Origin of the sequence: Streptomyces sp. HUAS ZL42 (assembly GCF_040782645.1) — a bacterium.
GTDB lineage: Bacteria > Actinomycetota > Actinomycetes > Streptomycetales > Streptomycetaceae > Streptomyces.
The window spans coordinates 5,271,777-5,297,114 of record NZ_CP160403.1; the positions used below are offsets into that span (position 1 = coordinate 5,271,777).

At 71.7% G+C, this 25,338-nt stretch carries 28 protein-coding genes; 9 read left to right on the forward strand and 19 right to left on the reverse strand.

Translation table 11 applies throughout. The features are described 5' to 3' along the window. Positions 1–41: 41 nt before the first annotated feature. The 6 genes from ABZO29_RS24340 to ABZO29_RS24365 all read right to left on the reverse strand — a co-directional run bounded on the left by ABZO29_RS24340 (position 42) and on the right by ABZO29_RS24365 (position 4,324). Positions 42–485: an SRPBCC domain-containing protein gene (locus ABZO29_RS24340; protein WP_367322285.1), complete on the reverse strand. Its 444-nt coding sequence runs from the start codon at positions 483–485 to the stop codon at positions 42–44. Positions 486–487: 2 nt separating this feature from the next. Beyond that, positions 488–844, reverse strand: a complete 357-nt coding sequence (locus tag ABZO29_RS24345; protein ID WP_367322286.1) for an ArsR/SmtB family transcription factor — start codon at positions 842–844, stop codon at positions 488–490. Further along, positions 841–1,302 carry an SRPBCC domain-containing protein gene (locus ABZO29_RS24350; RefSeq protein WP_367322287.1) on the reverse strand — a complete coding sequence of 154 codons (462 nt, stop codon included), beginning with the start codon at positions 1,300–1,302 and terminating at the stop codon, positions 841–843. Before ABZO29_RS24350 ends, ABZO29_RS24345 begins: the two co-directional genes overlap by 4 nt. 99 nt (positions 1,303–1,401) lie before the next feature. After that, positions 1,402–2,172, reverse strand: coding sequence for an isoprenyl transferase (locus ABZO29_RS24355; RefSeq protein WP_367326228.1), 771 nt, complete (start codon positions 2,170–2,172; stop codon positions 1,402–1,404). A 202-nt stretch (positions 2,173–2,374) separates the two neighbouring features. After that, positions 2,375–3,325 carry an N-acetylmuramic acid 6-phosphate etherase gene (gene murQ / locus ABZO29_RS24360; RefSeq protein ID WP_367322288.1) on the reverse strand — a complete coding sequence of 317 codons (951 nt, stop codon included), beginning with the start codon at positions 3,323–3,325 and terminating at the stop codon, positions 2,375–2,377. 54 nt (positions 3,326–3,379) lie between these two features. Next, positions 3,380–4,324, reverse strand: coding sequence for a MurR/RpiR family transcriptional regulator (locus ABZO29_RS24365; protein WP_367322289.1), 945 nt, complete (start codon positions 4,322–4,324; stop codon positions 3,380–3,382). Between the two features lie 55 nt (positions 4,325–4,379). On the opposite strand from ABZO29_RS24365, the gene ABZO29_RS24370 reads away from it, so the two are divergent. Together ABZO29_RS24370 and ABZO29_RS24375 are read left to right on the forward strand one after the other, a co-directional pair. Next, positions 4,380–4,763, forward strand: a complete 384-nt coding sequence (locus ABZO29_RS24370; RefSeq protein ID WP_367322290.1) for a hypothetical protein — start codon at positions 4,380–4,382, stop codon at positions 4,761–4,763. Next, a complete protein-coding gene (locus ABZO29_RS24375) occupies positions 4,760–5,029 on the forward strand; it encodes a DUF4031 domain-containing protein (protein WP_367322291.1) in 270 nt (89 codons plus the stop codon). Before ABZO29_RS24370 ends, ABZO29_RS24375 begins: the two co-directional genes overlap by 4 nt. Before the next feature lie 9 nt (positions 5,030–5,038). Here ABZO29_RS24375 and ABZO29_RS24380 read toward each other — a convergent pair whose 3' ends face one another. Continuing rightward, complete coding sequence (locus ABZO29_RS24380) at positions 5,039–5,470, reverse strand: PPOX class F420-dependent oxidoreductase (protein ID WP_367322292.1); 432 nt, start codon at positions 5,468–5,470, stop codon at positions 5,039–5,041. Positions 5,471–5,505: 35 nt separating this feature from the next. Beyond that, on the reverse strand, positions 5,506–6,642 hold the full coding sequence (locus ABZO29_RS24385) for a GNAT family N-acetyltransferase (protein ID WP_367322293.1): 1,137 nt from the start codon (positions 6,640–6,642) through the stop codon (positions 5,506–5,508). Positions 6,643–6,791: 149 nt separating this feature from the next. Here ABZO29_RS24385 and ABZO29_RS24390 point away from each other — a divergent pair, with 149 nt between their 5' ends. Then, complete coding sequence (locus ABZO29_RS24390; RefSeq protein ID WP_367322294.1) at positions 6,792–8,534, forward strand: hypothetical protein; 1,743 nt, start codon at positions 6,792–6,794, stop codon at positions 8,532–8,534. Between the two features lie 83 nt (positions 8,535–8,617). Here the strand turns inward: ABZO29_RS24390 and ABZO29_RS24395 are convergent, their stop codons facing one another. The 4 genes from ABZO29_RS24395 to ABZO29_RS24410 form a co-directional block, all read right to left on the reverse strand. Continuing rightward, the gene (locus tag ABZO29_RS24395; RefSeq protein WP_367322295.1) at positions 8,618–9,886 is read right to left on the reverse strand and encodes an NAD(P)/FAD-dependent oxidoreductase; all 1,269 of its coding nucleotides are present in this window, start codon (positions 9,884–9,886) and stop codon (positions 8,618–8,620) included. After that, a complete protein-coding gene (locus tag ABZO29_RS24400) occupies positions 9,883–10,308 on the reverse strand; it encodes a GtrA family protein (RefSeq protein WP_367322296.1) in 426 nt (141 codons plus the stop codon). The genes ABZO29_RS24395 and ABZO29_RS24400 overlap by 4 nt, the downstream gene beginning before the upstream one ends. Then, on the reverse strand, positions 10,298–11,353 hold the full coding sequence (locus tag ABZO29_RS24405) for a glycosyltransferase family 2 protein (protein WP_367322297.1): 1,056 nt from the start codon (positions 11,351–11,353) through the stop codon (positions 10,298–10,300). The genes ABZO29_RS24400 and ABZO29_RS24405 overlap by 11 nt, the downstream gene beginning before the upstream one ends. A gap of 94 nt (positions 11,354–11,447) precedes the next feature. Continuing rightward, on the reverse strand, positions 11,448–12,092 hold the full coding sequence (locus tag ABZO29_RS24410; protein ID WP_367322298.1) for a hypothetical protein: 645 nt from the start codon (positions 12,090–12,092) through the stop codon (positions 11,448–11,450). Positions 12,093–12,139: 47 nt separating this feature from the next. Here ABZO29_RS24410 and ABZO29_RS24415 point away from each other — a divergent pair, with 47 nt between their 5' ends. Together ABZO29_RS24415 and ABZO29_RS24420 are read left to right on the forward strand one after the other, a co-directional pair. Further along, positions 12,140–12,814 (forward strand): maleylpyruvate isomerase family mycothiol-dependent enzyme, encoded by a 675-nt coding sequence (locus tag ABZO29_RS24415; protein WP_367322299.1) that lies wholly within the window; start codon positions 12,140–12,142, stop codon positions 12,812–12,814. A gap of 76 nt (positions 12,815–12,890) precedes the next feature. Next, positions 12,891–13,583, forward strand: coding sequence for a copper homeostasis protein CutC (locus ABZO29_RS24420; protein WP_367322300.1), 693 nt, complete (start codon positions 12,891–12,893; stop codon positions 13,581–13,583). 119 nt (positions 13,584–13,702) lie between these two features. On the opposite strand, the gene ABZO29_RS24425 is transcribed toward ABZO29_RS24420, so the two are convergent. Further along, positions 13,703–15,769 (reverse strand): UvrD-helicase domain-containing protein, encoded by a 2,067-nt coding sequence (locus ABZO29_RS24425; protein ID WP_367322301.1) that lies wholly within the window; start codon positions 15,767–15,769, stop codon positions 13,703–13,705. A gap of 309 nt (positions 15,770–16,078) precedes the next feature. Between ABZO29_RS24425 and ABZO29_RS24430 the strand changes: the two genes are divergently transcribed. Next, positions 16,079–16,258, forward strand: a complete 180-nt coding sequence (locus ABZO29_RS24430; RefSeq protein ID WP_367322302.1) for a hypothetical protein — start codon at positions 16,079–16,081, stop codon at positions 16,256–16,258. A gap of 10 nt (positions 16,259–16,268) precedes the next feature. On the opposite strand, the gene ABZO29_RS24435 is transcribed toward ABZO29_RS24430, so the two are convergent. Beyond that, positions 16,269–17,912, reverse strand: a complete 1,644-nt coding sequence (locus ABZO29_RS24435) for a DNA repair helicase XPB (RefSeq protein ID WP_367322303.1) — start codon at positions 17,910–17,912, stop codon at positions 16,269–16,271. 56 nt (positions 17,913–17,968) lie between these two features. Continuing rightward, positions 17,969–20,497, reverse strand: a complete 2,529-nt coding sequence (locus ABZO29_RS24440; protein ID WP_367322304.1) for a helicase-associated domain-containing protein — start codon at positions 20,495–20,497, stop codon at positions 17,969–17,971. A 225-nt stretch (positions 20,498–20,722) separates the two neighbouring features. Here ABZO29_RS24440 and ABZO29_RS24445 point away from each other — a divergent pair, with 225 nt between their 5' ends. Then, a complete protein-coding gene (locus tag ABZO29_RS24445) occupies positions 20,723–21,724 on the forward strand; it encodes a hypothetical protein (protein WP_367322305.1) in 1,002 nt (333 codons plus the stop codon). Between the two features lie 125 nt (positions 21,725–21,849). Then, a complete protein-coding gene (locus ABZO29_RS24450) occupies positions 21,850–22,494 on the forward strand; it encodes an HAD family hydrolase (protein WP_367326229.1) in 645 nt (214 codons plus the stop codon). On the opposite strand, the gene ABZO29_RS24455 is transcribed toward ABZO29_RS24450, so the two are convergent. Then, positions 22,470–22,721 carry a hypothetical protein gene (locus tag ABZO29_RS24455; protein ID WP_367322306.1) on the reverse strand — a complete coding sequence of 84 codons (252 nt, stop codon included), beginning with the start codon at positions 22,719–22,721 and terminating at the stop codon, positions 22,470–22,472. The genes ABZO29_RS24450 and ABZO29_RS24455 overlap by 25 nt on opposite strands. 164 nt (positions 22,722–22,885) lie before the next feature. Between ABZO29_RS24455 and ABZO29_RS24460 the strand changes: the two genes are divergently transcribed. Next, positions 22,886–23,269 (forward strand): cold-shock protein, encoded by a 384-nt coding sequence (locus tag ABZO29_RS24460; RefSeq protein WP_367322307.1) that lies wholly within the window; start codon positions 22,886–22,888, stop codon positions 23,267–23,269. A 10-nt stretch (positions 23,270–23,279) separates the two neighbouring features. Here ABZO29_RS24460 and ABZO29_RS24465 read toward each other — a convergent pair whose 3' ends face one another. Genes ABZO29_RS24465 through ABZO29_RS24475 form a run of 3 tightly spaced genes read right to left on the reverse strand, consistent with a single transcriptional unit; the run spans position 23,280 to position 25,313 of the window. After that, the gene (locus ABZO29_RS24465) at positions 23,280–24,137 is read right to left on the reverse strand and encodes a 1,4-dihydroxy-6-naphthoate synthase (protein WP_367322308.1); all 858 of its coding nucleotides are present in this window, start codon (positions 24,135–24,137) and stop codon (positions 23,280–23,282) included. Then, on the reverse strand, positions 24,127–24,855 hold the full coding sequence (locus tag ABZO29_RS24470; protein ID WP_367322309.1) for a futalosine hydrolase: 729 nt from the start codon (positions 24,853–24,855) through the stop codon (positions 24,127–24,129). The genes ABZO29_RS24465 and ABZO29_RS24470 overlap by 11 nt, the downstream gene beginning before the upstream one ends. Further along, positions 24,825–25,313 carry a DUF2771 domain-containing protein gene (locus ABZO29_RS24475; protein WP_367322310.1) on the reverse strand — a complete coding sequence of 163 codons (489 nt, stop codon included), beginning with the start codon at positions 25,311–25,313 and terminating at the stop codon, positions 24,825–24,827. Before ABZO29_RS24475 ends, ABZO29_RS24470 begins: the two co-directional genes overlap by 31 nt. Between the last annotated feature and the right edge of the window lie 25 nt (positions 25,314–25,338).

Genomic DNA, 25,338 nt, shown 5'->3' on the forward strand with positions numbered 1-25,338 from the left:
CGGTCGCACACCCCACTGACAGCCCACCGCCGGGAGTCCTACTAGTGCCAGTCGCCGATCCGCACGTCGTCGGGTGCCGGCCTGCCGTGGCCGGTTTCCGTGAACTCCTTGAGGCTCATCAGGAAGGTCGCCCACTTCGTGCTGCAGTGGTGCATGAACTCGACGGGCTCGCGCCAGCCTTCGTGCTTGAACAGGACGATCGTGTACTCGTCGCGTCGGCTGAGGTTCCAGTCGATCTCGGTCCCGATCCACTCCGCGGGGCCGTCCGTGACGCGCCAGCGCACCCGGCCGGCGGGGTCGAGCTCCAGGATCTCCATGTCGAAGCCGCCGAGGTCGCCGAAGCGGAACGCCAGCCGGCCGCCGACCTCGCTCTTGCCGGTGGTGTCGGTGGTCCACCAGCCGGCGATGCCCTCGGGTGTGGCGACCGCGTTGTAGACGTCGTCCAGGGGCGCGACGACGCCGATCCGATGCAGAATGTCGGCCATTTTCATGCTCCTTCGTTGCCGTTGTTGTTGCGGCTTCGTTGGATCGCCTCCGCGATGTGCTTGATCCGGCGGAGCCGGGCGTCCCAGGTGGCGCCGACCGCGGCCAGTTGCGCGGCGGCGCGGGCGAGTTGCGCCTCGTCGACGTGGTAGCGCCGCTCGCGGCCGGCCGGTTCGGCGCGGACCAGCCCCACCCGGTCGAGGACGGCGAGGTGTTTCGACACGGCCTGCCGCGTGACCGGAAGGCCCGCGCTCAGGGAGGTGGCCGTTCCGGGTCCGGAGGCGAGGAGCAGGTCGATCAGGGCGCGCCGGGTCGGGTCGCCGATCGCCGACCACAACTCGTCGTCGACCGGCGTGCTCATGGGGCCGACACCAGCCGTGCGACGTACGCGCCGAGCCGGGGGATGTAGTGGTTCCAGCCGCTCTCGTGATCGCGGTACTGCTCCTCGAGGACGGCGATCTCCCAGCCCATCTCGCGGAACCCGGTCTCGGTCATCCGCACGAGGGTGCCCTGCTCCGTCGGCGCCAGGTCGAAGGTGACCAGCAGCGAGTCCCCGCCTCGTTTCTCGCCGTCCGTGTAGCACCACCGGAACGAGAACCGCGACGGCGGCTCGACCTCGACGACGGTGAGCGCGACGGTCATGGTCTCGCCGGTCGCCTCGTCGCGCCAGAAGAGCTCACCGGGCGCTCCTTCGGTGGGCTCGAACCGGGCCTCGTCCGGCCACCACTCCCGCATGTGCTCCGGCCGGCTGATGACCTCGAAGACCACCTCGGGGGATGCGTCGACGTGGATGTCGCGCTCGATGCTGCCGTACTCCATACGGGGCTCCCATTCGCAACGTTTGGTTGCGTGTCACTCTACGACGGGATCCGGCCATGTGCAACTCTTGGTTGCGTGTTGTGTGTCCCGGGCCGGACCTCAGCGGCCGTAGCGGCGGTCGCGGGCCGCGTACGAGCGCAGCGCCCGCAGCAGGTCGATCTGGCGGAAGGCCGGCCACAGGACGTCCACGAAGTGGACCTCGGCGTAGGCGGACTGCCACAGGAGGAAACCGGAGAGGCGCTGCTCACCGGAGGTGCGGATGATGAAGTCCGTGTCGTGCCCGGTCGGTGAGTACAGGTTGTCCGTGATGTGCTCGACGTCGAAGTTCGCCGCCAGCTCCGCCGGGTCGCCGCCGGCTCCGAGGTGCTTGTCGAAGGCGGACCTCACCGCGTCGACGATCTCGCGACGGCCGCCGTAGCCCACGGCGACGTCCACCTTGAGTCCGCCCCGGCCGGCGGTGCCCGCGGCCGCCTCCTTCAGGACGCGTGCCGTCGTCCCGGGCAGGAGGTCGAGCGCGCCGATGACCTCGATCTCCCAGGGATCGTCCGTCGTGCAGATGCGCTGCACGGTCTCCTCGATTATCTCCAGCAGGGGACCGAGTTCGTTCGCGGGCCGGTGGAGGTTGTCGTCGGACAGCATCCACAGCGTGACGTGCTCGATGCCGGCGGCGGTGCACCAGTGCAGGAAGTCGGTGACCCTGGCGCCGCCGACGCGGTAGCCCTCGCGCACGTCGTCGTGCCCCGCGCCCCTGGCCCAGCGGCGGTTGCCGTCGAGCATGATCGCCACATGCCGCGGCTTCGGCATCCCCTCCAGCTTGCGGGCGAGACGCCGCACGTACACCGCTTCCAACGCCGAAAGCAGGGCTTTCAGAGCCACGCCAACTTCCCTTTCACCTACTGGGGTTCGTGCGCGCCAACCTATACGCCGCCGTCCTCGGAACTCACTCCCGTGGGCCGGTTGTCCACGGTGTCCGGTGCGAATGATCCGGCGAGTGGGGGAAACGGCCGGCCTTCGGCGCCGGGGCCCGGCGGGACGCCGGCCAGGGTCGCCGACCTGGATCCCGCCGACTTCATCAAGTGGATCGGGGAGAGGCGGGAGCAGCCGCCAGCGCGGCTCGCAGACGGCCGCCGGACTCCTGGAGCAGGCGGGCGGCCGTCGGGCCGTCCACACCGGCGAGGAGGATGAGGATCGCGTGCTTCACCTCGCCGTCCGTGGCCGCCAGCGCCGCCTCGATCTCCTCGTCCCCGGCACCCGTCGCGAGCGCGACGATACGGCGTGAGCGGGCCCGCAGCTTGTCGTTCGCGGCGCGTACGTCGACCATCAGGTTCCCGTACGTCTTGCCCAGCCGGATCATCGTGATCGTCGACAGCATGTTGAGCACCAGCTTCTGCGCGGTGCCGGCCTTGAGACGGGTCGAGCCGGTGATCAGCTCCGGCCCGACGACGATCTCGATGCCGTGTTCGGCGGCGGCCGCGAGCGCGCTGTCCGCGTTGCAGGCCAGCCCCACGGTCAGCGCGCCCCGGGCGCGGGCGTGTTCGACGGCACCGATGGCGTACGGGGTGCGCCCGGAGGCGGAGACGCCGACCACCGTGTCGTCGGCGGTGAGCGCGAGCGCGTCGAGGTCGCCGCGCGCCAGCTCCTTCGAGTCCTCGGCCCCCTCGACGGAGGTCACCATGGCCTGCGGCCCGCCCGCGACGATCCCGACGACCTGGGACGGGTCGGTGTTGAACGTGGGAGGACACTCGGAGGCGTCCAGCACACCGAGCCGGCCGGCGGTGCCGGCACCCGCGTAGACGAGCCGCCCGCCCCGGGCCATGCGTTCGGCGATGGCGTCGACGGCGGCGGCGATCTGCGGGAGCCGCCGGGCGACGGCGGCGGGCACGGAGGTGTCCTCGCCGTTCATGAGGCGGGCGATGTCGAGCGTGGGCAGCCGGTCGATGTCGGCGAGGTCCGGCCGGAAGGCCTCGGTGGTGAGCGATTCCAACTCGGCACGGAGACCACGGGGGTTGGAGATGGAGGTCATGGCGAGACGGTTCTTTCCACTTCGGTGTGATGTCCTGCCTCGGGGCCCTGCGGTCTAACGCCGGTGCCGATGCGCCAGCGCCTCGTAGGAGGCGGCGAGCGCGGGCGCCGCTGTCTCGTACGTCCGCTGGGCCACCCCCACGAACAGACAGTCCACCACCAGCAACTGACTGGTCCGCGACGACATCGCCGCCGGACGCAGTTCACTCTCGCGGGCCGTGGATGTCGTGAGCACCTGATCGGCGTACTGGGCGACGCGCCCGTCCGGCCGCCCGGTGATCGCGACCGTCGTGGCGCCGTGCTCGAAGGCCACCCGCAAGGGCTCGACCACATCACCGGTCGAACCCGAATGGGTGATCGCGACGGCGACATCACCCGCGCGCAGCTGCACCGCGTTCGTCACCGCGAGATGGGGGTCGCTGTGCGCATGGGCCATCAGCCCTATCCGCAGCAGCTTCTGGGCGAGGTCCTGCGCGACGAGCCCCGAGGCCCCGACCCCGTACACGTCGACACGACGGGCCGCCGCCACCGCGGCGACCGCCGCGCCGAGCTGCACCGTGTCGAGCCCGGCCGCGGTGTCCGCGAGGGTCTGCTGCTCGTCGTAGGCGAGTTTGGCCACGACGTCGGCGAGGGGATCGTCGACCGCGATGTCCGTCGTGATGGCGGGCGCGCGCCCGGACTGCTGCTGCGCGGCCAACCCGGCGAGGGCCAGGCGCAGGTCGCGGTAGCCGGGGTAGCCGAGGATCCGGGCCGTCCGGACGACGGTTGCCTCGCTGGTGCCGGTGAGTTCGGCGAGTCCGGTGACCGTGAGGGCCGCGCAGCCGGCGGGGTCGCTCGCGACGGCTTCGGCGACGCGCTGCATGGAGCGGGTCATGGAGGGGGCGAGGGTGCGCACCTTGGCCGCGAGGGCGGCGGGCGCGGGCGGGTTGTTCGCGGAGCTACCGCCTCCGCCGCTGCCCCTGCCTCTGCTTCCGAAAATTTCCTTCACCTCCCGGTTCACATTTGAAAGATATTTTCGACTCGGTGTTGTGGTCAAGACCGCGCACAATGGGTCCATGGAACCCATCAGTCCGCTGGAACAGGCGTTGCACGCTGCCCGCGCCCTCGTGCTCGCCGACCTGGTCGCGGGTCAGGTCGCCGAGGCGGACGTCGTCTCGCTGGTGGAGGACTCCGTCGTACAGCGGCGCTGGTGGGTGGAGCAGTGGCCGGACGGCGTGCACTTCGTGGCCGGGCTGGTCGCGCAGGACGTGCAGGACGCGCTGCTCGAGCGCTACGGCCGCTGGCCGCTGTGCCCCGTCTGCGGGCACGGCGACCCGCACGCCCTGGACGTCGAGCCGGAACTCGGGCCCGACCCGCACTGGGTGTGCAGCAAGGCGGGTGTGAAGGTCGCGGCGGTCGGGTCGCTGGGGCACGCGACCGGCGGAATGCCGTCGTCGTGACGGTCTACATCGACCCGCCCACCTGGCCGGGTCACGGCCGCATGTGGTCCCACCTCGTCAGCGACGCCTCCTACGACGAACTGCACACGTTCGCCGAGGAACTGGGCGTGCCCCGGCGGGCCTTCGAGCGCGACCACTACGACATTCCGGCGCACCGGTACGCGGATGCCGTGCGCGCGGGCGCGGTGGAGGTCAGCAGCCGCGAGGTGGTGCGGCTGCTGACGGCGTCCGGGCTGCGCCGGCCGAAAGGGCGCAGGACGGCCTGAGGCCGTCCGTCACCGGGCGGCGTCGGGCCGGGCGTGTACGGCCTTCCGGGTGTCGTACCAGGTCTCGCCGGCCGGTTCGCCCTTCAGGTTCCAACTCCAGGAGACCGTGGGCGTGATGCGCAGGTAGTAACCCCGGCCGACCATTCCCTCCCGCTCCACGGGACCGTCCGCCTCGCCGTACACGCGGATGCCGCGGGCGACGAACGGATCGATGGAGTCGAGGTCGTCCACGACGAAGGCGACCTTGCGGCGGCCGCCGGCGATGTTGCGGAACTTGCGGGTCCGCAGGACTTCCGCGCGTGGGCCGCCCACCCAGAAGTGGGTTCCGTCGAACTCGAGGGCGACCGGAACCACGTCCGGCTGCTCCTCCGCGCAGAGACTGGCCAGCCGGGCCAGCGAGTGCGACCGCAGGTAGGTGATCTCCTCGTCGCTGAACGACATCGGCGGCTCCTTCGGGCGGGGCGGATCGCCTCAGGCTAGGACTGGCGGCCCTCCTCGCCGAGCACATACAGCCGCAGCGCCCCGTCCATGTCGTGCGCCTCGCGCGATGTGCGCTCCTGCTCCACCGTCGCCCGGGTGAAGCCGGCCCGCGCCACGACGCGCTGGGACGGGGCGTTGTCGTGCTCGATCGTCGCGAGGAGCGTGCGTACGTCGTCCCGGGCGAGCGCCCACTGGGACAGCGTGCGCAGGGCCTCGGTCGCGTAGCCGTGGCCGCGCGCGGACTCGACGAGGTCGTAGCCGACCTCCGCGCGGCCGTCCTCGTCCGGGGCGCCGTGGAAGCCGATGCCGCCGATCGCGCGGCCGTCGTCGTGCCGGACGAGGACGAACAGCCCGAACTCCGGGCGGTGCACCCCCGCCTCGTACGCCTTGACGGCCATGCCGGCGGCCTCCCGCGTGCCCTCGAACGGGCCGCCCTCGATCCACTCGAAGCCGCCGTCGCCGCCCGCCTGCAGATCGGCGGCCGCGGCCGGGGTGACGCCCTCGAGGGTCAGCCGGTCGGCGGGGAGGACGAGGTTGTTGTTCCAGCGCCACTCGGTGACCGGGGCGCGGCCGGGCAGCTCGCCGCGGCCGGTGGCCCACAGGAGGGTCGGCCAGGGGGAGGGGCCGGGTTGGATGTGCGGGAAGATCCGGGTCAGGACGGAGTCGGCGAGTTCGGCGGCCGGTTCGTAGGACAGGCCAAGTCCCTCGGCGATGTCGTGGGTGTGCAGCAGGACCTCGGCGACGCCCATCGCGGCGAAGCCCTCGCGGTTGGCGCTGCGGAACGGGTAAGGGTGGAAGGCGCGGACCTCGCGCGGGGTGGTGCGGACGGCCGCGGCGAGCAGGGTGCCGGTCGTCTCGATCACCTGGAGGATGCCCGCGTTGTCGGCGGGGTCGAGGCCGTCCTCGGTGCCGTCGAGGGTGATCTCGAAGGGCACGTACGCGTCCTGTGCCCGGCCGGCCAGCTGACCGGCGTACGCGATGAGGTCGCTCGCGATGTGCCCGGCCGTCTTCCGGCAACTCCACTCCAGTCGCCCGGCCTTCACCCCCTCCCAGTCCCGGTCCACCGCCGTCCGCAGCGCGGCCACACAGCCGGCCACGGCCTCCTCCACCTGATCCCCACCCGTTGAGCGCATGCGGGCAGGGTAGGGGGCGGGCTCCCCGGAGGCCATCCGTTTTCCAACGTTCCCTGCAGGCGAATTCCAGATGAAGAATTGACGGACCGGCACTTTCGTATTCTGCTGCCCGATAATTTCAGTGTGAATGCGGTGCTAGGTTCGCGGGCGTGACCGACATATCCACCTCCGCTCCGCCTGCCGAGGACGGGCAGAGCTCACGCGGACCGGCTTCGGCGCCTGCTCCCCGCCCGCTGCGCTTCGCCTCCCCAGCGGGGTGGACCACCGCCGTCACAGCCGCCGCGCTGCTCACCTACACCACGCTCACGGCCGGTGTCTTCCTCGACATCCGTTATGTGCTAGCCGCGCTGCGGACCACCGGGCAGAGCGGCATCTCCCCCTCGGAGACATTCGCCCACCGGCCCTTCTTCTACCGCTGGACCATCGAGGGGCTCGACTTCGTCACGCCCGGCTCGTTCGCGGTCGGCGAGGGCCTCATGCGGCTCGTCGGCATCGTCCTGTGCGCCCTCGCCGGTCTGCTGCTGCACCGGGCACTGCGCCGCCGTATGCCGGAGCGGGACGCCGTTCTCGTCGCCGGACTGTCGGCACTGACCCTCGCCTTCGCGCCGGTCATCGACTACCTCCAGCCGGAATGGTTCGCGATCGTCCTCGCGACGGTCGGCATCGCCGCCGCGCTCGGTGTGCGCGGCCGCCTGCCGGCGGCCGTTCTCGGCGCCCTCCCGCTCGGGCTGGCCGTGCTGATGAAGTACTCCACCGCGGGCACCGCAGCGGCGGCGCTGCTGGCGATCTTCGCCGTGGACCGTGTGCGGGCCCTGCTGGTCGCCGCGGCGACCGCCGCCGTCACCGGTCTGCTGTTCGGCCTCAGCGCCTGGGCGGGCTCGCGTGAGCTGCAGTGGCTGCGCGACATGCCGCACATCAACGCGCACGCGCTGGGCAACGAGCCCGTCGTCGCCTCCGACCTGCTGCAGCGGACCGCCGACTATCTGGGCGACCGGATCGCACTCACGCCTGTGCTCGCGCTGCTGCCCGGCGCGCTGCTGCTGTTCGCCGCGACCCTCCCCTCGCGCCGGCAGCGTGCCGAGGCCGTGGGCGTCACCCTGCTGCTCCTCGTCGTCGGCCTGGCCGTCGTGGTCTACCAGGGCAACTGGTTCGCGTACCACGGCGAGACCCTGCCCGTGGTGGCCGCGGCCCTGACCGGACTCGCGATCGGCCGCTGGTACGGCAAGCACGGCAGGCCCCCGCTGTGCCTCACCGTGCTCGCCCTTCTGTACGGGGTGCTGACCCCGCTGCTCTCCCATGTCCGCGCGGACGTCGACCTGGACGTGCTCGCGTGGCTCGCCTCGGCCGCGGCTCTCCTCGCCGGCGTGGTGGACCTGCTGCGGGCGCGGACACGGCGACCGCGCGCCGGCCGCATTCCGGTGGCGCTGCCCGTCCTCGCGCTCGTGGTGTGCCTGGCCGCGACCGTGTGGCCCACGGCCGGGGTCCGGATCATCCTCGGGAACCTCGTCACCACCAACGCGGAGCTGAAGGAGCAGGCCCGGTCGGCGGAGGCCGCCGCCGAGCAGGTGAACGCCGAACTCCCGAAGGGGGTACCGGTCCTGTATCTGACCTTCGGCCAGCAGGCGTACTACATCGACCACCCGACCGGCTGCCGGTACCCCTTCCCCACGTTCATCAACGTGCCCAAGCAGCTCACCGAGGTCCCCTCGCTCACGTCGACCCGGGAGAACGTGCGCTGCGTCACGCAGGAGCACCCGGCCGCCTACGCCGTCTACCAGCCCAGCTGGCTGTCGCTGGGCGTGATCGACCCGCGTATCGCCGCCGCGATCCGGAACACGTACAACTGCCCCAAGCCGGAGGGGCGGCAGCTCGTGGTGTGCACCCTGCGCTGAGACGCGTACGGCTCGAGCGGAGGCTCATGAGAACAGGCCCCGGCGGGAACTCCTGCGCCGGGGCCTGTTCCGCTGAGCGTCGGTCAGACCGTGCCCGCGATCCGCGCCGCCTTGTGGCCCAGCTCCACCGAGTAGCTCTGCCCGCGGTCCTGCGGGTAGATCTGCGCCATCGTCGCGAGCGTCACCCGGCTGAGGTGGGTTCGGTGGCCGGGGATCAGCGCTTTGTACTCGGGCGTGACCACGGGCTGGGCGAAGGGCGCCCGCGAGAAGTGCCAGTCCTGGATCCAGCTGCGGTCGAACTCCGGGTTGATGCGCTTCAGCCACGGCAGATACCGCTCCAGCAGCTCGGCCGGCTCGGTGGTGAAACGCCAGTCGTCCCGCTCGACGTAGTTGCCTACGTAGAGGATGTGGCGGCCCCCGTACTGGGCCGGGTCGATCATCTGCGTGTGCTCGACGACCGCGAGGAACGGGAACTCGGGCTCGTTGATGTTGAGCCAGTAGTACGGGATGGCGCTGCGGTCCAGCTCCAGGACGAAGCAGGTCGCGCCCAGGTACTGGTTGCGCCAGACGGCGTCGTCGGCGGGCGCGTCGGCGGCCTTGGCGAAGGCGGGCTGCGGGGTCGTGACGATCAGACGGTCGAAGGTGTACGAGGCGCCGTCCGCGGTGCGCACGGTGACCGGACCGTCGTCGCCGTCCTGGCGCACCGTCTCCATCCGCTTGCCGAACTCGACCTTGCCGCCGCGCTCGGCGATCCGGTCGCGCAGCGTCGCGTACACCCGGTCGAACCCGCCGTCCAGATAGCCGAGTTCGAAGGTGCGGCAGTGGACGCGCGCCCACAGCCAGGCCATGGACACCTCGTCGGCGCGGTCGCCGAACTTGCCGCGCAGCAGCGGCTCCCAGACGGCCTCCGTGGCACGCCGCCCGGCCCACTTGTCGAGCCAGCTCAGGGCGGTGCGGTCGGTGAACCGCTCCCCGTCACGCACGATCTTCAGCCACGCCGACGACAGCCCGAAGCGGATACCGGCCGGCAGGCCGAACAGCGGGGAGGTCAGCATCTCCAGCGGGGTGCTGAAGGGGTGCGTCCGACCGCCCCGGAACACACCGGTGGTGGTCTTGTGGAAGCGCAGGTCTCCGCCGAGCCCGAGCTCCTCGATGAGCTCGATCATCTGGCGGTCGCTGCGGAAGATGTGGTGGTAATAGCGCTCCAGCGGCACACCCCCGACGGGGATCGACGCGGCCAGCCCGCCCAGTTCGTCGGCGGCCTCCAGGACGGTGACCGTGTGGCCCTGCTTGACCGCGTCGTACGCGGCGGTGAGGCCGGTCGCTCCCGCGCCGATGACCCCGAGATTCATGCGAAACTCCACTTTCTGTTGAGCGCGAACTGGAAGACCAGCACCACCGGCAGCGAGCCGGCCTTCACCAGGTTCGGGTCGATGCCGAGCCCTTGGGAGAACACCGCGAGCAGCACGAAGGTCAGGCCGATGCCGGTCAGGCCGACGGCGTAGAAGCGCAGATAGCGCATGAGCAGACGGTCGCGCTTGCTGAAGGTGAACAGGGCGTTGAGGACGAAGTTGTTGGTGATGCCGAGGCTGGTGGAGATGACGTTCGCCACCTGCTCGTGCAGCCCGACGACGTTGTAGAGGAGCACGAACGCGCCCAGGTCCAGCAGCACGCCGGTGCCCCCGACGAGGGCGTACGTGATCAGCTGCCGCAGGTCGCGGGCGCGCGAGGTGCGCACCGGGGATTCGGTGCGCACGACGTTCTCAGTGGTCATCGTCATCGTCACCGTCACCGTCGACGCCGTCACCGTTGACGCCGTCGCCGACGGCGGTGTCGTGCTGGATGATCTGCCGGACCGTGTACAGGGGCCGGCCCTGCACCTCGCTGTAGGTACGGCCGATGTAGCTGCCCAGTACGCCGAGCGACAGCATCTGCACCCCGCCGAGGAACAGGACGACCACCATCAGCATCGTCCAGCCGGAGACGGTGATGTCGGGCCGCACGACCTTCATGGTGAGCGCGTAGCAGATGCCGACGAGCGACAGCGCGAGCACGATGAAACCGAGCTTGGTGATCATCCGCAGGGGTGCGGTCGAGAAGCCGGTGAGGCCGTCGATCGCCAGTCGAGCCATCTTGCGCAGCGGGTACTTGGTCTCCCCGGCGAACCGTTCGTCGCGGTCGAAGTGCACCTCGGTCTGGCGGAACCCCATCGAGGCGACCATGCCGCGCACGAACCGGCTGCGCTCGCGGAAGCGCCGCAGCTCGTCGGCGGCGCGGCGGTCCATCAGCCGGAAGTCGCCGGTGTCCAGCGGGATGTCCACGTCGGTGGACGAGCGCAGCATCCGGTAGTAGGCGTGGGCGGTGGCCCGCTTGAACAGGGTGTCCTGCCGGGTGCGCCGGCGGGCGTGCACGATCTCCGCCCCGTCCCGCCAGGCGTGGATCAGCTCCAGGCTGACCCGCGGCGGGTCCTGAAGGTCGGTGTCCATGACGATGACGGCGTCACCGCGTGCCGCGTCGATACCGGCCGTGATGGCCATCTGGTGCCCGAAGTTGCGCGCGAAGTCGACGATCCGGACGCGCGGGTCGTTCTTCGCGATGTCCTCGAGGATGCGAAGCGTGCCGTCGGCGGAGCCGTCGTTCACGTACACCAATTCGTAGGTGTACTCCGGCAGTTCCAGCAGAGCCTCGACGAGCTCCTCGTGGAAGTGACGTATCCCGTCCGCTTCGTTGAAGACAGGCAACACATAGGAGACGAGCGCGGCGCCACCATGCTGGCGGGGCACCTGGGGCACCCGCGCACGACTGGATATGTCTGGCATTCTGCGAAGCTAGGGAGGCGAGGTGAACGCACCCCCAACGCTCAATGTGCTCTGCGATGCGACCAGTCGACGTATGGGCCGCCGGGACCGTCTCTCAGGCCGACAGCAGGTCCAGCTCGGCGCCGATGTTGTACCGGGCGGTCGCCTCCCAGTGCTCCGTCCCGTACGGCGTCCTGAACAGCCTCGGCAGCTCGAGGAGTTGTCGGAGGACCGCGGCGCGACCCTCCCGGAAGGCGTCATTGGGGACGAAGTGGTACTCCTCCCGGACGGCCGCCGTGTAGGCGGCGTACGCGGACGGGGGAGAGGCCAGGATCGCGAGGTCTGCGTCGCACAGCACCTGGCCGTCGGGGTCGTCGTCGGCCGGGTCGTGGGTGACGGTGAGGCGGACCAGACGGGCGACCTCGCCCGTCTTCGCGGCGGGCACGCCCGCTTCGGGGAGGGCGCGTTCGGCCAGGCGCGCCGAGCGCTCCTCGTTCTCGGAGCGGTCGGGGAGGTAGACCGCGTCGTGGAACCAGGCGGCGAGACGGACGACGTCCGGGTCGGCCGCGTACGCCTCGAGTTCGTCGATGCGGTCCAGGACCGCGGCGAGATGCGCGAGCGTGTGGTACCTGCGCTGCGGTTCCTGCCAGCGGGCGAGGAGATTGTCGGCGTACGGCACCGGGTCGGGGCCGGTACCGGGTGCCCGGGCTCCTTCCAGGGCGCTGGTCCAGCGGGCGCGCAGGGCGTCGGGATCGGCCATGCGCTCATTCTCCCCCGGTGCGTCGCACGGCCCCTAGTTTGGAGCTCATGACTGCTGCTGATGTACACGAGGCACGCGACCCCGAACTGCCCGGACGGCTGCTGACCGTCGAGCGCGAGGCACTGATCCCGCTGCTGCGGGCCAGGCCCGACGCGGACTTCGCGCTGCCGACCGAGGCATGTCCGGGGTGGACCGTGCGGGACGTGCTGGCGCACTGCTCGTCCGCGCTGATGCGGGTGGTGGAGAGCCGCTACGAGAAGGGAGTGTTCTCGCCCGAGTCGAACGACCGGGACATCGCCGAGCGGGCCGACTGGTCGAACGCGCAGGTCGTGGACGAGCTGGAGCGCGGGATGACCGAGGCGGGGCCGGTGATCGCGAAGGCGGGCGGGGTGCTGGACATGATCGCGCTCGGTGAGTGGGTGCACGCCGGGGATGTGCGGGAGGTCCTCGGGGAACCGGGGGCCTATGCGGGGGCGGGGCTGCCGGACGCGCTGGTGCTGCTCGCCCGGATCACCCGGGAGAAGGGCCATGTGCCGTTGCACGCCGACCTCGACGACGTGGACGAGCCGCTGCGGCTCGGGGACGTGAGCGGGGAGCGGCCTCCGGCCCGGTTCATCGGGGACGCCGCGACCCTCGTACGGCTGTATGCGGGGCGGCCGGTGCGGGGAGCGTCGTACGAGCTGGCCGGGGTGGAGCCGGGGGAGCTGAACATCTTCGGGTGAGGGGGCCCTGTTCCGGCGGGATGCGGGCGTAGTCTTGAATTGGACTAGACCTGTTGTCGTCGATGAATGGGGTCCCATGAGCAAGCGTGCAGTCCTGGAGGTGATCGCCCTCGACGTCGAGGACGCGATCGCCGCCCAGGCCGGAGGCGCGGACCGCCTCGAACTGGTCACCGACATCGCGGCCGACGGGCTCACCCCGTCGGTCGGGACGTTCGCCGCGATCCGCGCCGCCGTCGACATCTCGCTGCGCGTGATGGTGCGGTCGGCGGACGGGTTCGTGGCTGGGGACGTGGACCGGCTGGTGGCGGTCGCCCGTGAGCTGCGGGCGGCCGGGGCCGAGGAGTTCGTGCTCGGGTTCCTCGACGCGGAGGGGGCGGTGGATCTCGGGGCTGTGGAGCGGGTGGTGGATTCGCTGGACGGGGGGCGGTGGACGTTTCACCGGGCGATCGACCATGCGGGGGATCGGGATGCGTTGCGCAAGCAGCTGGACGCGCTGCCGGGGCTGGACACGTATCTGACGGCGGGGGCGGCCGGCGGTGTCGACGACGGGCTCCCCACGTTGGTCGCGGAGGCGGGGCGGTCGGGGGAGCCGGGATATGAGCAGCGGCTCCTCATCGGCGGCGGCCTCCGCCTTGACCACGTACCGCTCCTGCGCGCGGCCGGCGTCGACGCGTTTCACATCGGCGGGGCGGCTCGGCCCGGGGGCTGGTCCGCGCCGGTGTCGGTGGCTGCGGTGGCGGAGTGGCGGAGGGTGCTGGACGGGGACTGAACCGGGTTCGGTCCCGCTTCTTGTCCGACCGAGTCGGGTGGTGGGTGGGCATAGGCCCGGGGGTCCAGGGGGCGGAGCCCCCTGGAGGGGTCCGGGGCAGCGCCCCGGGGGCGAAACCCCTACCCCAGCTGCTGCGGCAGCGGGGCCGCGTGGGTCACGATCAGGCCGGAGACCGCTCGGGTCAGGGCCACGTACAGGCGGCGCAGGCCCGTGCGCTCGTCCGGCTCGCCGTCCACCACCGCCTGCGGCTCGTCCAGGACCACGTAGTCGTACTCCAGGCCCTTCGCGAGGGACGCCGGGACCAGCGTGAGCCGCGTCTCCCGGGTCGTCTCCTCGCCGGGGGCGAGATACGCCATGCCCGTTGCCGCGAGTGCCTCGGCCAGCGCGGGGATGCGGGCGTCGGCCGCGATCAGGCCCGTCGAGCCCTCGTTGCGGAGCAACTCCTCGCAGGCGGCGACGACTTCGGCGGTGCCGGTGATGGGGCGCAGGTCGAAGAAGCCCGGGTTCTCACGGACCGACGCGACCGGGGTGAGGCCCGGTGCGATGTGCGGGAGCAGGCGGGACGCGTACGTGATGACGTCCGTCGGCACGCGGAAACCGGCCGTCAGCTCCTCGATCACCGCGTCGGACTTGCCGAGATGGGCGAGGGCGTCGTCCCAGCTCCGCGTCGCCCACGGCGTGGTCCCCTGCGCCAGATCGCCGAGGACGGTCGCGGAACCGGTGGTGCAGCGGCGGCCGACCGCCCGGTACTGCATCGGGGAGAGGTCCTGCGCCTCGTCGAGCACGACATGGCCCAGGGAGTGCGTCCGCTCGACGATGTCGGTCGCCTCGTCGATCAGCACCGCGTCCGCCGGGGCCCACTTGGCGGACTTCACGCTCCGCACCGGCTTCGCCCACAGGATCGTCTTCTGCTCGTCCTCGGTGAGGACGCCTTCCGCGTGCACGGCGAGGAAGTCCGCGTCCGTCAGCAGCCGCAGGACGAGTTTCGCCGGGTCGACGGGCGGCCAGATCGCCTTCACGGCCGCCTTGACCGCGCTGTTGCGGGCCACCGCGTCCTGCACGCGGTCGTCCGGGGCCTCGCCCGAGCGCTCCATCTGCACCAGCACGGCGTGCGCGATGCGCTGCGGGAGGGCCTCGCGGGCGGCGCCGTAGCGGATGTCGCGGTCCAGCAACTCACGGACGATGTCCTCGAGTTCGTACGCCGGCACCCGCCAGCGACGCGAGCCGCGCACCACGACGACCGGCTCGGTGGGCGGGGTCACGTGCGAGTAGACGGCCCTCTTCAGCACCTCCGCCATCCGCGCGTCGCCCTTCACGACCGCGGCCGCCGCCTCGTCCGTGCCCCGGACCTCCACATGCCCGACGAGGTCGTCGACGGTGGCCTGCTCGACCGCCAACTCGCCCAGCGCCGGGAGCACCTGCTCGATGTAGTGCAGGAAGGACCTGTTCGGTCCGATGACGAGGGTGCCGGTGCGGGCGAGGCGCTCGCGATGGGCGTAGAGGAGGTAGGCGACGCGGTGGAGACCGACGGCCGTCTTTCCGGTCCCCGGACCCCCCTGCACACAGACGGTCCCGCCCAGCCCGCTGCGTACGATCTCGTCCTGCTCGGGCTGGATGGTGGCGACGATGTCGCGCATCGGGCCGACACGCGGCCGCTCGATCTCCTGCTGGAGCAGCTTGCTGGTCTTCGCGGCCTCGGCCGGGTCGGAGAGGTGCTCGTCCTCGTACGCCGTGAGGTCGCCGCCCGTGTACCCGAAGCGGCGGCGCAGCGCGATGTCCATCGGGTCCTTCTTGGACGCCCGGTAGAACGGCTGCGAGACCGGCGCACGCCAGTCGACGACCATCGGGTCGCCCTCGGCGTCGTGCACGTGCCGGCGCCCGATGTGCAGTGTCTGATAAGCGGCCTCCGGCCGCGGGCGTTCGCCCTCGCCGCCCTCCGCCCGTTCGGCACCGGGAGCGTGCAGGTAGTCGAGCCTGCCGAAGAACAGCGGGGTGTCGGTGAGGTCGGCCAGCGCCTTGATCCGCTCGCCGATCTGGTGGGCGAGGACCTCGGCGTTGACCCAGTTCGCGGTGACGTCGCTGATGTCGAGGGACTCGACGTCCTCGCGCATGGCGCGGAGCGCCGCGCGGGAGCGCGCGAGGTGGGAGCGCTCTCGGGACAGGGGATCGTCGACGGGCGTGGACAAGGGGGTGCCTCCGGAGGGACCTGCTGGACAGGTGGATGAATCGCTGCGGGATGCCGACCGGTTTCCGTCCGGTCGGCGGCGCTCCGAGAGGGAGGCGGGCAAGAGCGGAGATCTTAGGTGAGCGGAGGACGGGGAGGCCAACGGTTTTCTTCCGCCCCCGTCGCTTGTCTCCTACCTCAGTCCCATCCCCTAGGGGATGAGCCTTCCACCCCGGGGGTAACGGGTCAGTCCGAAGTACTACGCGCCGGCGACGGAGGTTGGCCCCGGAGACCGATGACCTCCGTACCCGCGGAGAGCGACCATGGAGACATGAGCGCAGCAACCATCACCCCGGGCCCCGGCCGCCCGCCCGGCGCCACCGCCGTCCTCGGCAGCCACCGTCACCGCCTCGGCGAGGCCCTGCGCGCCGTCAAGGTGTTCGCGGGCGCGGCGTTCGACGTGATCATCCTCGGCGAGTACGGCGAGGAAGCCGGCGTACGCCGCAAGTGACCCGCCGGGGTCAGTCCCCGGCGAGGATCTCGTCCGCGTCGATGATCCGGTACGCGTAGCCCTGCTCGGCCAGGAACCGCTGCCGATGCGCCGCGAAGTCCTGGTCGATGGTGTCCCGCGCGACCACCGAGTAGAAGTGGGCCTGGTGACCGTCGGCCTTCGGCCGCAGCACCCGTCCCAGCCGCTGTGCCTCCTCCTGCCGCGACCCGAAGGTGCCCGACACCTGGATGGCGACCGTCGCCTCCGGCAGGTCGATCGAGAAGTTCGCGACCTTGGACACGACCAGCACGCTGATCTCGCCCTCACGGAAGGCGTCGAAGAGCTTCTCGCGCTGGGCGTTGCTCGTCTCCCCCTTGATCACGGGCGCGTTCAGATGCTCGCCGAGCTCGTCGAGCTGGTCGATGTACTGCCCGATGACGAGGATCTGCTGGCCCGCGAAGCGCCGCACGATCGCCTCGGTCACCTTCCGCTTCGTGTCGGTCGTCGCGCAGTAGCGGTACTTCTCCTCGGTCTCGGCGGTGGCGTACGCGAGCCGCTCGGAGTCCGTCAGGTTCACCCGGACCTCGACGCAGTCGGCGGGCGCGATGTAGCCCTGCGCCTCGATCTCCTTCCAGGGCGCGTCGAACCGCTTGGGCCCGATCAGCGAGAACACGTCCGACTCCCGCCCGTCCTCGCGCACCAGCGTGGCCGTCAGACCGAGTCGCCGCCGCGCCTGCAGATCCGCGGTGAACTTGAAGACCGGCGCCGGCAGCAGGTGCACCTCGTCGTAGACGATGAGCCCCCAGTCCCGCGAGTCGAACAGCTCGAGGTGGGGATAGACGCCTTTCCGCTTGGTGGTCAGCACCTGGTACGTGGCGATGGTGACGGGCCGGATCTCCTTCCGCGTCCCGCTGTACTCGCCGATCTCGTCCTCGTTCAGCGAGGTCCGCCTGACCAGCTCGTGCTTCCACTGCCGGGCGGAGACGGTGTTGGTGACGAGGATGAGCGTGGTCGACTTGGCCTGGGCCATCGACCCGGCCCCGACCAGCGTCTTCCCGGCCCCGCACGGCAGCACGACGACCCCGCTCCCGCCGTGCCAGAAGTTCTCCACGGCCTGCTTCTGGTACGGCCTGAGCGCCCACCCGTCCTCGCGCAGCTCGATCGGGTGCGCCTCGCCGTCGACGTACCCCGCGAGGTCCTCGGCGGGCCAGCCCAGCTTCAGCAGCACCTGCTTGATCTGTCCGCGCTCGGACGGATGCACGGCGACGGTGTCCTGATCGATCCGGGCGCCCACGAGCGGAATGATCCGCTTGGAGCGCAGGATCTCCTCGAGGACGGGCCGGTCGGTGGTGGTGAGCACGAGACCGTGGGCCGGATGCTTGCTGAGCGTCAGCCGCCCGTAGCGGTCCATCGTGTCGGCGATGTCGACGAGCAAAGCGTGCGGCACGGGATACCGGCTGTACTGCACGAGGGCGTCGACCACCTGCTCGGCGTCGTGTCCCGCCGCCCGCGCGTTCCACAGCCCCAGCGGCGTCACCCGGTACGTGTGGATGTGCTCCGGCGCCCGCTCCAGCTCCGCGAAGGGCGCGATGGCCCGACGGCAGTCGTCGGCCTGCTCGTGGTCGACTTCCAGGAGCAGGGTCTTGTCGGACTGGACGATCAGCGGACCATTCACGCGCGGCACACCCTTTCCCTACGGCCAAACGTCCAGTGTGCCCTACCGCCGGACGATCACGGCTGGTCGTCGGCCAGCTCGGCCACCCCGGTGATCCGGTGCAGCGGGTACGTGCGCACCTCGTCCGCCGTGTGGTCGTACGCCGTCACGAACCCGCCCTCGACCCGCACCGGTGCGATCACGCGCTGGCTGGCGGCGCCGTCGGCGTTGACGTAGCCGATCCAGAGGGCCTCGCCGGTGAGGACGGCGGCCTGCATGGTGGCGAGGGTTTCGGCGGCGGTGGTGCGCGGCAGGGCGCCGGAGGCCGGCGAGGTGGCGTTCGTCGGCTTGCGGGGGGTGGTCGAGGCCAGGTCGCCCGCGCGGATCGCTCGGATGGCGGCCGCGAGGAGCGTGGAGTCGGGGACCGGTGGACCCTCCGGGACCGGCTCGGGGGCCGTGCGGGGCGGGGTGCGGTGGGCGTGCGCGCGGGTGATCAGGACGTCGCCCTCCGCGGACTCGGCGGCGGGGGCGTAGCCCATCGCGCGCAGGCCGTCGAGGAGGGTCGCGGGGTCGGCCTGGGCCGCCAGCACCGTGGGGGCGAGACGGCGCAGGCGCAGGGCGGCGGCGCGCTTGTCGGCGAGGATCTCGTTCAGGAGGGTGTCGTCGTCGCACCGGACGTAGGCCGAGGCCGCGCCGATCCGCAGGTGGCCGTGCCTGCGGGCCACGTCGTCGATCAGGTACGTCAGCGGCTGGGGCACCGGTGTGCGGGAGTGCGCGGCCAGGAAGGCATGCAGGTCGGCGGCGGCCCGGCCGGCGTCCAGGGCGCGGCGCACCGAGCCGGGGGTGAAGCGGTAGACCGTCGCCCCGCCCTTCGACTCGACGTCCGCGAGGACGTCCAGCATGTCGGCCAGCGGGCGCCTGAGCGGGCCGGGGGCCACCGCGGTCAGGTCCGCCTGGAGCAGGACGTGGTCCAGGGGCTCGGGCAGGAGGGGGGTGAGAAGGCGCGCGGCGGTGGCGGAGGCGACGGCCTGTTCGGCGGGGGAGAGGGGGTCGAGGGGCGCCGGGCGGTGGTGGACGGGGAGCTTGTCGCCCGGACCCTCGGGTTCCGTCTGCGGTGGCTTCGCCGCGGGGGCGCCGAGCAGGGCCCGTCCCTGGGCGGACAGTGCGCCCCGGCCGGTGATCCCCAGGAGCTCCGCCTCCGACAGGGTCCACCGGGCGAGACGGCTGCGCAGGTCGTCGTCGCGCTGCGGCCCCCGCAACGGGCGCTCCCAGCGCAGCCGGGCGAGGACCGACTCGGCGGACGGGGCGGCACCCTCCGGCAGCGCGGCCAGCAGGGTGAGCACACGGTGGCGCACCTCGGGCGCGGCCGAGCGGTCGAGGCCAGGACCCAGCGCCGACAGCGCACGGTCCTTCGCGTCCCGCCCCCCGACCAGGCCGGACGTGCGCGTCGCCGCGAGCCAGGCCTCCGCGAGCCGTGTCCACCGCTCGGCGGCCGGCCGCTCCAGCCACTCGTCCCACGCGGGTGTCGCCGCGTACCGCTCGTCTGCCTCCCCGTCGGACGCCAACAGCCCGGCCGCGTAGGCGAGTTCGACCCAGAAGGCGGCCACCGGCTCCGGTACGTCGAGGGCGACGGCGGTCCGCTTCAGGTCCCGGACGCTGAGCCCGCCCGCCCGCAGCACCTGCGGGCCGCCCTCGTCCCAGTCCTTCAGCAGCTCCTCGACGGTCGCGAGCGCGGTGTACGCCTGCCCGGCCGCCGTCGCGTCCACAACCTGTGGACGGTGCGCCGCCGCGGGCTCGACAGCGGGCGGCACGGGCTCGGCCTCGCGGTGGGCGCGGCCGTCGCGCAGGTGCAGGGCGACTTCGCGTGCGAGGACGACCGTGCCGGGCGCCGTCGGCAGCAGCAGGCCGCGGTCGAGGAGCCAGCGCAGGTGGACGGCCGGGTCGGCGGTGACCTGCCCGTACGGCGGCCCCCAGACCAGCCGGGACAGGACCTCCCGCGACTCGGCCGGGGCCCCGGCGAGCAGCGCGGCCATGCGTTCGCGGTCCCTGAAGAGGCCGGTCAGCGAGGCGACGGCCGAGACGGAGTCGTGCGTCGAGGCCAGCCCGGCGGTGGTGACGATCTCCTGGATACGGCCCGGCGACATGCCCGCGGTGGCTTCCTGGACCGTCGGGCCGAGCCCCGTCGGGGACGGGTGCTGCGGGGAGGGCGCGAGCAGTTCGCGGGCGGTGCGGACCAGGCGGAGACGGTCGTCGGCGCCCCAGAGCAGTGCCTGCTCGCGGAGGGCCGCCACGGCGCCGGGCAGCGCGGCGACGACGGCCGGGTCCGGCCGGTCCCCGGCCATCAGCCCGAGCAACTCGTCGTACGGTGCCGGGTCCGCGGCGACGGCCAGGGCCTCCGCAGTCTGCAGGGCGAACCGGTCCAGCCGCTCCAGGGCACGGAGGACCGAGGCGCGGGTACCGGCGCGGGTGGCGAGCTGGGTGAGGTCCGTGGGGACGGGGGTGATGAGGTCGGGACGGCTGCGCAGGAGGGCGGCCAGCGAGACGTCGTCCCTCGCGCGGAGCGCTTCCGCGAGGGAGCGGGGGGCCGGGGGGTCCTCGGTGCTCATCTGAACCACGGTAGCGGGTGGGTGTGACGGGGGGCTCGCCTGTGTTTCGGGGTGGGCGCGGCCGGCAACGGTGCCCTCCTGTCCGACCGAGTCGGGTGGTGGGTGGGCGAAGGTCGGGGTGCAGGGGCGGAGCCCCTGTTCGGCGCGTGCGGTTACGGGCGCTTCATGGGCTCGCGATACCTTCGTGCAGCGGGGTTTCCATGCGCCAACCCCCGGAGGGACTTCGTGGGGATCGAGAGCGACCAAGTCGTCTACGAGTACCTGAGCCGCGTCGGAGACGTCGCTCAGCAGCGGCAGTTGCCGTCGGGCACGCGCATGCGGCTCGTCTCGGAGTTGCGCAACGAGATCGACCGCCGACGCGCCAAGGCGCCCGTCGACAGCCCCGCCGCCGTCCGCCGCATCATCGCCCGCCTCGGCAGCCCGGACGACGTGGTCGCGGCAGCGGCCGACGGCACCCCGGGCACCCCGCAGGCGCCGGCCGCCTCCGTTCCCGTACAGCGGGACGGGGAGGACGAGCAACGGCCGAAGGGGCTGCGGCGCGTCGTACCACGCTCCAGGCCTCGTTCCGACACGAGCGGCCCCCCGCCCTCCGACGCGCCGTCCCCACCGCATCTCGCGAGTGCCGACGAGTTGGGGGGCAGCGCGACCCGACCCGACTGGTGGCGGACGCCGACGGACGGCAGCGCCTTCGGGCTCGGGGACGAGGTGCCCGGCTTCGTCGGTGGCGTCGAGATCCCGGACCTGCTCAAGCCCCCACCGCCGAAGGAGAAGCAGGCGGAGAAGCGGGCGGAGAAGGAGACGGCCGAGGAGCCCGAGCCGGTCGCCGACGAGGAGTTCGCCGACGGTCCCGACCCCGCCCGCCGCCGTCTCCTGCCCCTGCGCGCCGCCGCGGGATGGAGCAACCCTCTCCTCCTGATCGCCGCGGGCTGTCTCGTCGTCGGCGCGGTCCTCGGCAACTGGTTCGCGCTGATCCTCGGCTGGCTCATCGCCTACGCCTCCCGCCGGCTCACCCAGGCGGAGACGAAGTGGGCGGTCATGGGCCTGCCGGGACTCGCGGTCACGGCCGGGCTGGTGTGGCTGTGGGGCCGCAACGAGGGCCGGTGGGGCGACCCCATCGCCCAGGGCCACATGAACGAGGCCGTCGCCCAGACCTGGCCGTGGGTGGTACGCGGCGCCGCCGTGGCATCGGCACTGTTCCTGGTGTGGCGATCACAAAGACAGCGGTGACAGAAGACAGCGGTGACAGAAGACAGCGGTGACAAAAGACAGCGGTGACGAAAGGCAGCGGTGACAAAAGACAGCCGGTGGCCGTACGACCGCCGGTCACCCCGCCGTCGTACGGCCTGGGCAGAATGACCCCCATGGCCTTCACGACCCGTCCCGCGCTCACCGTCGGCTTCGACCTGGACATGACCCTCATCGACTCCCGGCCGGGCATCCACGCCTGCTACACGGCGCTGTCCGAGCGGACGGGGACGTACATCGACGCCGACCTGGCCATCACGCGGCTCGGGCCGCCGCTCGCCGATGAGTTGGTCAACTGGTTCCCGGCGGACGAGATCGAGGCCATGGGCGACCTCTACCGGCAGATGTATCCGGCCACCGCCATCGCCGCGACGCCCGCCATGCCCGGCGCCCGCGACGCGATCGCCGCCGTACGGGCGGCCGGGGGCCGGGCGATCGTGGTCACCGCCAAGTACGAGCCGAACGCCGAACTCCACCTGGAGCACCTCGGCATCGAGCCGGACGCCGTCGTCGGCGATCTGTGGGCCGAGCAGAAAGCGGAGGCCCTGCGCGAGCACGGCGCGAGTGTCTACGTCGGCGACCACGTGGGTGACGTGCGCGGGGCGCGGACCGCGGGCACGCTCTCGGTCACCGTGCCGACCGGGCCGTGCGGCCCGGACGAACTGCGGGCGGCGGGGGCGGACGTCGTCCTCGACGACCTGACCGCCTTCCCGGCCTGGCTCACCGGCTACCTCGACGCGCCGCGCGCCTGACGCCGCCCCGCCGCGATCGACCGCAGCACGCCCGCGCCGGCCAGCAGGAACCCGACGCCCATGAGCATGCTCAATCCGAACATGTACGTCGGAAAAGGCGTCGTACCGAGGAAGAGCGGGGCCATCGTGACAAGCGTGGCCACGGCGCCGGCGAAGAACACGATGGCACCGGCACGGATCAGTCGGTCACCCGGAGCGGCGGAATTCGTTTGGGTTTTGTCACGCACCGGACCAGGGTAGTTCCCAGCCCGAAGGAACAACCGGGCGACGTCTTGTCACCCGCCCGAAGAGCATTAGCCTTGGTACCGGCGGGTCCCGACGACCCGCTCTAGTGTTATCAAGAGCCGTTTTCAGAAGCAGTTTTCCGACGAGTACGAGGACGAGGACAGACGTGCCTACCGGCAAGGTCAAGTGGTTCAACAGTGAGAAGGGCTTCGGCTTTCTCTCCCGCGACGACGGCGGTGACGTCTTCGTCCATTCCTCGGTCCTCCCCGCCGGAGTCGAGACGCTCAAGCCCGGACAGCGAGTGGAGTTCGGGGTCGTCGCCGGACAGCGCGGCGACCAGGCCCTTTCCGTGACCATCCTGGACCCGACCCCCTCGGTCGCGGCCGCGACCCGCAAGAAGCCGGACGAGCTGGCCTCCATCGTCCAGGACCTGACGACCCTCCTCGAGAACATCACGCCGATGCTCGAGAAGGGCCGTTACCCCGACAAGGCCTCCGGTAAGAAGATCGCGGGTCTGTTGCGCGCGGTCGCCGACCAGTTGGACGTCTGACCCGCCGGATCTACGGGAAGTCGAGCGCGTTCGGGCCGAGGGGCGGTACCAGCCCCTCGGCCGCCGCACGCGTGAGCAGTCCCCGGACGGCCGCGTAGCCGTCGTCGCCGAGGCCGGCGGTGAACTCGTTGACGTACAGCCCGATGTGCTGGTCGGCGACGGCCGGGTCCATCTCCTGGGCGTGCTCCATGACGTAGGGGCGGGAGGCCTCGGGGTCGTCCCAGGCCGCCCGTACGGACGTACGGATCGACTCGGCGAGCAGCGTCAGCGTCTCCGCGCCCAGCGACCGCTTCGCGATGATCGCGCCCAGTGGGATCGGCAGCCCGGTCGTGTCCTCCCAGTGCTCGCCCATGTCGGCGAGCTTGTGCAGCCCGTAGCTCTGGTACGTGAAGCGCGCCTCGTGGATCACCAGTCCCGCGTCGACCTTCCCGTCCCGCACGGCCGGCATGATCTCGTGGAAGGGCATCACGACGATCTCGCCGACCCCGCCGGGCAGCGTGTCCGCGGCCCAGAGCCGGAACAGCAGGTACGCCGTCGACTTCTCGCTCGGCACGGCGACGGTACGGCCGGTGAGGTCGACCCCCGCCTCGCTGGTCAGCACGAGCGGCCCGCACCCCCGCCCCAGCGCGCCCCCGCAGGGCAGCAGCGCGTACTCGTCGAGGACGTACGGCAGCACGGCGTACGACACCTTCAGCACGTCGAACTCGCCGCGCTCGGCCATGCCGTTGGTGATGTCGATGTCCGCGAACGTCACATCGAGGGCGGGCGCGCCCTGGACGCGGCCGTGCGCGAGGGCGTCGAAGACGAAGGTGTCGTTGGGGCAGGGGGAGTAGGCGATCTGCAGGGGCTGCACGGGCTCACGGGTCATGTGGGTTCCAACTCTCCAGTACGGGCGTGAGCTTCCCGAAGGCCGCCGTGAGGGCGGTGAGCGCGTCGCCGATGCGCCAGGCCGCACGGTCGCGCGGGCCGACGGGATTGGAGACCGCGCGTACCTCGGCGACGGGAGTGCGGTGCGCGGCGGCGGCCTCGGCGACCCCGAAGCCCTCCATCGCCTCGGCGAGGGCGGTGGGGTGACGGGCGCGGAGGGCGGCGGCGCGCCCGGCGGTGCCGGTCACCGTGGAGACGGTCAGTACCGCGCCGGTGCGTGCCCCGGTCGCGGCCGCGATGTCTCGTACGAGTGGTTCCGGTGGACGGTGGGTGACGGTCCCGAACCCCAGCTCGGTGACGGGCACGAATCCGTCGGCGGTCTCGGCGCCCAGATCGGCCGCGGTGATCTCGTCGGCGACGACGAGGGATCCGACGGGGGCGTCCGGCGCGAAGCCGCCCGCGATTCCGGCGGAGACCACCAGGCCGTAGGGGGCGCCCTCGATGGCGGCTGTGGTGAGGGCGGTGGCCGTGGAGGCGGCGGCCAGGGCGGGGCCGACGCCGACGGCCAGGACATCGACGGTCACCGCCGCGGACGGGCCGCTCTCCGGCCCCGTGAAGGCCCGCGCCACCGCGTCCCTCTCCACGGGGACCGCGGTGGCCACAAGTACGCGAAGCCCAGCGGCAGCGATCAGTCGTCCTTCTTCAGCTTGAAGGACCACAGGCCGGTGACCGTCTGGCTGTCCTTCTTGCCGTCCCCGGCCTTGATGGAGACCAGCGTGGAGTCGCCCTGGGCGCCGTACTGGGCGTTGAAGAAGACGCTGCCCGGGATGGTGCGGTACGTCTTGTCGCTGTCCTCGGTGAGCGGCTGACCGTTCATCAGGATCGTCCAGCGCTTGTCGGCGATTTCCGGGTCGACGCCGAAGCGGACCGTTTCGTCCGGGTCGACCTTGATGGACTTGATGTCCGTGTCCTTCAGGCACTTCGTCAGGTCCGTGGCGTTGAGGGAGTCGCCCTCGCCGCCGCAGGTGGCCTCCTCGCTGACCGAGGTGCGGCCGACCGTGAGCGTGGACAGCGGAGTCGGCTTGTCGCATGCCGACAGGACGAGCAGTCCGGCGGAAACGGCGCCGGCGGCGGCGACGGCGCGGCGGCGTCGCACAACGGATTGCATCCAGGTCATGGCCGAAGGCTATCTGGCACCTCCG

Excerpts from the sequence above, each read along its gene's own strand:
- ABZO29_RS24395 (WP_367322295.1), bottom strand. The coding sequence starts at position 9,886 with ATGAATCTCGGGGTCATCGGCGCGGGAGCGACCGGCCTCACCGCCGCG.
- ABZO29_RS24400 (WP_367322296.1), bottom strand. The coding sequence starts at position 10,308 with ATGACCACTGAGAACGTCGTGCGCACCGAATCCCCGGTGCGCACCTCG.
- ABZO29_RS24385 (WP_367322293.1), bottom strand. The coding sequence starts at position 6,642 with ATGCGCTCAACGGGTGGGGATCAGGTGGAGGAGGCCGTGGCCGGCTGT.
- ABZO29_RS24430 (WP_367322302.1), top strand. The coding sequence starts at position 16,079 with ATGAGCGCAGCAACCATCACCCCGGGCCCCGGCCGCCCGCCCGGCGCC.
- ABZO29_RS24340 (WP_367322285.1), bottom strand. The coding sequence starts at position 485 with ATGGCCGACATTCTGCATCGGATCGGCGTCGTCGCGCCCCTGGACGAC.
- ABZO29_RS24345 (WP_367322286.1), bottom strand. The coding sequence starts at position 844 with ATGAGCACGCCGGTCGACGACGAGTTGTGGTCGGCGATCGGCGACCCG.
- ABZO29_RS24420 (WP_367322300.1), top strand. The coding sequence starts at position 12,891 with ATGAGCAAGCGTGCAGTCCTGGAGGTGATCGCCCTCGACGTCGAGGAC.
- ABZO29_RS24410 (WP_367322298.1), bottom strand. The coding sequence starts at position 12,092 with ATGGCCGATCCCGACGCCCTGCGCGCCCGCTGGACCAGCGCCCTGGAA.
- murQ (WP_367322288.1), bottom strand. The coding sequence starts at position 3,325 with ATGACCTCCATCTCCAACCCCCGTGGTCTCCGTGCCGAGTTGGAATCG.
- ABZO29_RS24370 (WP_367322290.1), top strand. The coding sequence starts at position 4,380 with ATGGAACCCATCAGTCCGCTGGAACAGGCGTTGCACGCTGCCCGCGCC.
- ABZO29_RS24380 (WP_367322292.1), bottom strand. The coding sequence starts at position 5,470 with ATGTCGTTCAGCGACGAGGAGATCACCTACCTGCGGTCGCACTCGCTG.
- ABZO29_RS24405 (WP_367322297.1), bottom strand. The coding sequence starts at position 11,353 with ATGCCAGACATATCCAGTCGTGCGCGGGTGCCCCAGGTGCCCCGCCAG.
- ABZO29_RS24465 (WP_367322308.1), bottom strand. The coding sequence starts at position 24,137 with ATGACCCGTGAGCCCGTGCAGCCCCTGCAGATCGCCTACTCCCCCTGC.
- ABZO29_RS24415 (WP_367322299.1), top strand. The coding sequence starts at position 12,140 with ATGACTGCTGCTGATGTACACGAGGCACGCGACCCCGAACTGCCCGGA.
- ABZO29_RS24450 (WP_367326229.1), top strand. The coding sequence starts at position 21,850 with ATGACCCCCATGGCCTTCACGACCCGTCCCGCGCTCACCGTCGGCTTC.
- ABZO29_RS24475 (WP_367322310.1), bottom strand. The coding sequence starts at position 25,313 with ATGACCTGGATGCAATCCGTTGTGCGACGCCGCCGCGCCGTCGCCGCC.
- ABZO29_RS24350 (WP_367322287.1), bottom strand. The coding sequence starts at position 1,302 with ATGGAGTACGGCAGCATCGAGCGCGACATCCACGTCGACGCATCCCCC.
- ABZO29_RS24440 (WP_367322304.1), bottom strand. The coding sequence starts at position 20,497 with ATGAGCACCGAGGACCCCCCGGCCCCCCGCTCCCTCGCGGAAGCGCTC.